The organism is Pontibacter sp. BAB1700, from assembly GCF_000277005.1.
Classification (GTDB): domain Bacteria; phylum Bacteroidota; class Bacteroidia; order Cytophagales; family Hymenobacteraceae; genus Pontibacter; species Pontibacter lucknowensis.
Window position 1 is genome coordinate 1 of record NZ_AKIS01000064.1, and the last position, 5,759, is coordinate 5,759.

The window sequence follows — 5,759 nt, forward strand, 5'->3', positions numbered from 1 at the left end:
TTAAATATTTAATTTTAATTCAATAAACCCTATCCTTAGCCTAAATAACACAATAACAAAGGTTTAAGTGCCAAATTACTTTAACAATTCTCTTGAAATTACTATTTTCTGAATCTCAGAAGTGCCTTCGTAGATTTGTGTGATTTTGGCATCGCGCATCAAACGCTCTACATGGTACTCTTTCACGAAACCGTAACCGCCGTGTACTTGCACTGCTTCTACTGTTGTGTCCATGGCCACTTTAGAAGCGAAAAGCTTCGCCATTGCACCGGACATGCCGTAATCCTGGTGCGTGTCTTTGTGGTAAGCGGCCTTCAGACAAAGCATGCGGGCAGCTTCGATGTTCGTAGCCATGTCAGCCAGCTTGAACTGGATTGCCTGGTGCTTCGCAATCTCCACACCAAATGCCTTACGCTCCTTAGAGTACTTCAACGCCAGCTCGTATGCGCCAGAGGCTATACCTAACGCCTGTGCAGCTATACCTATACGGCCACCTGCCAGTGTAGACATCGCGAACTTGAAGCCGAAGCCATCTTCACCGATGCGGTTCTCCTTAGGTACTTTTACGTCAGTGAACATCAAAGAGTGTGTATCAGAGCCACGGATACCCAGCTTGTTCTCTTTCGGGCCAATCTGGAAACCTTCCATGCCACGCTCTACAATAAATGCGTTGATACCGCGGTGCTTCTTCTCTGGATCTGTCTGGGCAATCACCAGGTATACGGAGGCTGTGCTACCGTTTGTGATCCAGTTTTTAGTGCCATTCAGCAGGTAATAGTCGCCTTTGTCTTCGGCGGTGGTGCGCTGTGACGTAGCATCAGAACCAGCCTCCGGCTCAGAAAGGCAGAACGCGCCGATGATCTCGCCAGTAGCAAGCTTCGTCAGGTATTTCTGCTTTTGCTCCTCAGAGCCGTATTTCTCAAGGCCCCAGCATACAAGTGAGTTGTTCACCGACATTACTACAGAAGCAGAAGCGTCTACTTTAGAGATCTCTTCCATGGCCAACACATAAGAGATGGTATCCATACCACCACCGTTGTACTTCGGATCTACCATCATACCCAGGAAGCCAAGCTCTCCCATTTTTTTAATCTGCTCAGCCGGAAACTTCTGGTGCTCATCGCGCTCAATTACACCGGGCAGTAACTCTGTTTGTGCAAACTCACGGGCGGCAGCCTGCACTGCCAAATGTTCTTCAGTTAATTGAAAATTCATGCTTTTATATATAAAAGGACTGTAATTAATGGATTATAGTACAAAACTATGAAATTTGGTAATATTTGTATAACCCTCCTAACTAATATTTGTTAGGCAGTAGATAAATTCAGTGCAATAAAACAGAAACGCCATCCGCTCTGAAAGAACGGATGGCGCTTTAACTGATTTAGATTTGCATCATGATCGGCTTAGTCCCGACGGCCCATAAGCAGTGACACATAGTAGAGCAGTGTAGCCAACGAGCCCAGTGCTGCGACTACATAAGTCATAGCAGCCCACTTCAACGCGTCTTTTGACATGGCCAGCTCCTGCTGCGTTACAATATTGTTGGAGCTGATCCAGGCCAGCGCCCTCTTACTCGCATCAAACTCAACAGGCAGTGTTACAAAACTGAAAATGGTGGTCAGGCCAAACAGCGCCACACCAATCGCCAACGGCACAGGAGTAGTCTGCAGCATGAAAATACCGATCAGGATAATCCACTGCATGTAGCGTGAGGCGATGCTCAGCGCCGGCACCATGGCCGAGCGGAACTTCAGGAAGCTATACGCTCTGGCGTGCTGCACGGCATGGCCGCATTCGTGCGCTGCCACAGCTGCAGCCGCTGCACTGCGTGCCTCGTACACATACTCGCTCAGGTTTACGGTCTTGTCAGCCGGGTTGTAGTGGTCCGTCAGGCGGCCAGCCACCGATATTACTTTTACATCATGTATGCCGTTATCGGCCAGCATCATCTCGGCAATCTCACGGCCGGTGTAGCCAGATTGCAACGGAATTTCGGAGTACTTCTTAAACTTGCTCTTCAGTCGCCAGCTTACCCACATGCTGAGGCCCATGAAGAGAATAACAATCACATATATTCCCATTGGTCTATTTTAACTTTATGTACTTTGTTGGTTTTCTATTTTTCTAACAATGTTTGTGGTGGAGTAGCCTTTCACGAGCGGCACGGTTTTCACCTCGCCCCCACGTGCTGTAACGACATCCTGCCCCACAATATTTTCGATAGTGTAATCATCGCCCTTCACCAATATGTCCGGCTGCACAGCCTTGATCAGTTCGAGCGGTGTATCTTCATCGAAGAATACTACGGCATCCACAAACAAAAGGGATGCCATGACGCGCGCACGTGACATTTCGTCCTGAAGTGGGCGACTTGGACCTTTTATACGGCTTATTGACGCATCTGTATTAAGGCCCAGCACCAATTTATCGCCAAGTTGTCGTGCTTTTTCGAGGTAGTCTACGTGGCCGAGGTGCAGGATATCAAAGCAGCCGTTGGTAAAAACGATCTGCTGCCCCTCACTGCGCCATGCCTGCACAAGCTCCTGCAGGTCAGGTAAGGATAGGATTTTATCTTTCGAATTCATGTATAGGTGGGTTTGCCTGCGTGTGCTCTTCCACTGCGGCAGGCTTATGCAACATTCCTGCTATAAAACTAAGCACTCCCATGGCAACTACCAAAAGCGTTTGCGAAGTATGAGCTACCAGGCGTAGGCCATACCTGCTTCTTTGGGTATACCGTAGAGCAGTAGCACAGTCTGCACTAGCAGGTGGTATACCCCTACCCCGCCCTGCACCGGCGCCGCCATACCTAAAGTACCGATCACGAGCACCGACAGGCCAGCTACTGGCGTCAGGCCGGATGTGGCAGGTATAGCATAGAACACCACAAGGCTCATGCCATAGTACATGGCCCATACAAACAGGGTATGCCCCCAGAAGGCGGCCTGGTTTTCAATTTTAGTGATGCTGAACACGCCTTGCAGCATACCGCGCACAAAGGTCACAGCCTTTTTGAAAAAGACATTCTGACGCAGCTTGTTCAGGTATAGCAAACCCAACACCAGAAACACGGCGCCAACTACCATTAGCAGCACAACCAGCAGGTACAGCGACCCGAAGCTTTGCTCCAGGCTGGCGTACTTATCTGTAAAAAGACTGAAAAGAAAATCGCGGAGGCGGTTTACCTCCAGCATAAAGGTGAGCCCCAGAAACAGGAGCAGCATGACCATGTCGATGATGCGCTCCGCGATGACTGTGCCAAAGGCTGTATTGACAGGGATGCCATTGCTGCGACGGAGCATGCTGCAGCGCACCACCTCTCCCATGCGGGGCAACACAAGGTTGGCCAGGTAGCCCACCATCATGGCATTGTAGGTATTTTTAAAAGAGGGGGTATAGCCTGTCGGCCGTATTTGCATGTGCCAGCGGTATGCCCGGCTCAGGTAAGCTGCGATGCCCATCAGTACTGACAGCACCAGCCAGCCATAACTGATATTCTGTAACTCTGCCCATAGTTTTTCGAAGTCAAGCTCTTTGAGGGCATACCACATCAGAAATGCAGAAAGCCCCAGAAGCAGGCTGTACTTCAGTAAAGAGAGCAGTTTTCTCATGCAATGGCGTTACACCAGTCGGTTGTGCTGATCCGGGAAAACGAGCGTCGGCTGGTGGTTCTTGGCGTCTTCGAACTTGATGGAGCAGTAAGAGATCACGATCACGATGTCACCAACCTGCACTTTGCGTGCAGCCGGACCGTTCAGACATACCGTGCCGGTACCACGCTCACCCTTGATCACATAAGTCTCGAAGCGTTCACCGTTGTTGATGTTGACGATCTGTACTTTCTCATTCTCCACCACGTTGGCGGCATCCATCAGGTCTTCATCAATGGTGATGCTTCCCACATAGTGCAACTCAGCCTGCGTAACCCGGCAACGGTGAATTTTGGATTTTAAAACCTCAATATACATGGTTTATTTTTGTAATAGGCCGCAAAGTTATGCAATTAGCTGCAGATAAACTACCAGCGTTTCAGCATCTTCTTAAGCCTTTACATAACCAAACAAATCAGCCTTCCTTTAGATTCACGAGCATGTTATCGATCAGGCGCACCTCGCCCACAAAAGCAGCTATGCAAAGCGCCACTTCTTCTTGTCCGCTTATGTCCTGAAGCGGCTGCAGGGTAAGACTGTCCACTATTTCGAAGTACTCCAGCTCGAGCTCTTCTACCTGCTGCAGCTTTTGTGCTACCTCGCTCCTGATGGCTGCTACCGGCTTCTGCTTCAGATCGGCTGCGGCCAATTGCAGTGCTTTGTAAAGCTGCGGTGCCTGCTGCCGTTGCGCATCGCTCAGGCGCTTGTTGCGTGAGGACATAGCCAACCCATCGGCTTCGCGCACGGTCGGATAGCACACCAGCTCCAGGTCAAAGCTCAGGGCCCGCACCAGCTGACGCACTATAGCCACCTGCTGCAAATCCTTTTGCCCAAAATAAGCCTTGTGCGGCTGCACGATATGGAAAAGTTTGCTCACCACAGTTGCCACTCCGTTGAAGTGTCCCGGGCGATGCGCGCCCTCCATCACCGCTTCGAGCTCACCGAAACTAAACTGCAGCACAGACTGTTGTGGATATATCTCCTCCGCACTCGGAGCAAACAGGTAGTCGCAGCCAACGCTTTGCAGCAGGCTGATGTCCTGCTCGAGTGTGCGGGGGTATAGCTTATAATCAGAGGCGTTATTGAATTGAGTCGGATTCACAAACACACTACAGATCGTCACGTCATTCTCGCGGGCCGAGGCGCGCAAGAGCTGCAGGTGCCCTTCGTGCAGGCGCCCATGGTAGGCACAAAACCAATGCGCTTGCCGCCGCAACGCAGCGCCGTCACAATGGCCCTGAGGGCTGACACCTGCTCTATAACTTCCATATTAATAGATATAAATGATGCAATTGCTGAAAGCCGGCAAAAGTAGGTTATAGAACATTAAATTGAAAATTAGAATAAAAAATACTAATTTTGCACGTCCCATTACTGTTGCTTATTAAATTTTTAATTACATACTCATGTCTAAATTGCGAATCCTGTACGCCGCCACCGAGATCCTTCCTTTCCTTCAAACCACTAAAGTAGCAGAATTTTTAAACACGCTGCCGCAGAGTATGCAGGAGAGAGGTATGGAGATCCGCATCTTCGTGCCGAAGTTCGGTATAATAAACGAGCGTAAAAACCGTTTGCATGAGGTAGTTCGCCTGTCAGGCATCAACATCGCCGTGGGTGATGACGAGAAGCCGCTTGTTATTAAGGTAGCCTCTATCCCAAATGCCAAGCTGCAGGTATATTTTATCGATAACGAAGACTATTTCCAGCGCAAGTCCGTTTTTGTGGATAAGAACAATAACTTCCACCAGGACAACGACGAGCGTGCCATCTTCTTCTGCAAGGGTGTACTCGAAACAGTGAAGAAACTGGGCTGGCAGCCCGATATCGTGCATTGCAACGACTGGATGACCGGCCTGATTCCAATGTACCTGAAAACTACTTACAAGAAAGACCCGATATTTAAGGATTCGAAGTCTATCTTTACGGTTTACAACCACGAGTACAAGCACAAGTTTAACGGCGACCTGCTCGAGAAAGTAAAAATGCTTGATATCGATGACAGCATGCTGGCCTCTTTGCAGGAAGCGGACCTGGACAGCTTTATCAAGGTTGGCATGGAGTACGCTGACTCTGTGATCAAGACAAATGAGAACTTCGGCGAAA

The 5,759-nt window shown here is 49.4% G+C and carries 6 protein-coding genes and 1 pseudogene; 1 reads left to right on the forward strand and 6 read right to left on the reverse strand.

Going from position 1 to position 5,759, the window contains the following annotated elements:
- Positions 1-75: 75 nt before the first annotated feature.
- From O71_RS08330 to panC, 6 genes and pseudogenes are all read right to left on the reverse strand, one after another.
- A complete protein-coding gene (locus O71_RS08330; RefSeq protein ID WP_007655425.1) occupies positions 76-1,215 on the reverse strand; it encodes an acyl-CoA dehydrogenase in 1,140 nt (379 codons plus the stop codon).
- A gap of 191 nt (positions 1,216-1,406) precedes the next feature.
- A complete protein-coding gene (locus O71_RS08335) occupies positions 1,407-2,084 on the reverse strand; it encodes a zinc metallopeptidase (protein ID WP_007655427.1) in 678 nt (225 codons plus the stop codon).
- Between the two features lie 15 nt (positions 2,085-2,099).
- Entirely contained in the window at positions 2,100-2,588 is a 489-nt protein-coding gene (rfaE2, locus tag O71_RS08340; protein WP_007655429.1) for a D-glycero-beta-D-manno-heptose 1-phosphate adenylyltransferase, read from the reverse strand.
- A 114-nt stretch (positions 2,589-2,702) separates the two neighbouring features.
- Positions 2,703-3,614 (reverse strand): lysylphosphatidylglycerol synthase transmembrane domain-containing protein, encoded by a 912-nt coding sequence (locus O71_RS08345; protein ID WP_007655430.1) that lies wholly within the window; start codon positions 3,612-3,614, stop codon positions 2,703-2,705.
- Between the two features lie 9 nt (positions 3,615-3,623).
- Positions 3,624-3,971 carry an aspartate 1-decarboxylase gene (gene panD / locus O71_RS08350; RefSeq protein WP_007655433.1) on the reverse strand — a complete coding sequence of 116 codons (348 nt, stop codon included), beginning with the start codon at positions 3,969-3,971 and terminating at the stop codon, positions 3,624-3,626.
- 97 nt (positions 3,972-4,068) lie between these two features.
- Positions 4,069-4,922, reverse strand: a pseudogene (panC, locus tag O71_RS08355) (pantoate--beta-alanine ligase).
- A 137-nt stretch (positions 4,923-5,059) separates the two neighbouring features.
- Between panC and O71_RS08360 the strand changes: the two are divergent.
- Positions 5,060-5,759: glycogen/starch synthase (locus O71_RS08360; protein ID WP_007655437.1), on the forward strand; the 700-nt coding region annotated here is incomplete at its 3' end.

Coding starts and splice junctions, on each gene's coding strand:
- rfaE2 (WP_007655429.1), bottom strand. CDS start 2,588: ATGAATTCGAAAGATAAAATCCTATCCTTACCTGACCTGCAGGAGCTT.
- O71_RS08330 (WP_007655425.1), bottom strand. CDS start 1,215: ATGAATTTTCAATTAACTGAAGAACATTTGGCAGTGCAGGCTGCCGCC.
- panD (WP_007655433.1), bottom strand. CDS start 3,971: ATGTATATTGAGGTTTTAAAATCCAAAATTCACCGTTGCCGGGTTACG.
- O71_RS08335 (WP_007655427.1), bottom strand. CDS start 2,084: ATGGGAATATATGTGATTGTTATTCTCTTCATGGGCCTCAGCATGTGG.
- O71_RS08345 (WP_007655430.1), bottom strand. CDS start 3,614: ATGAGAAAACTGCTCTCTTTACTGAAGTACAGCCTGCTTCTGGGGCTT.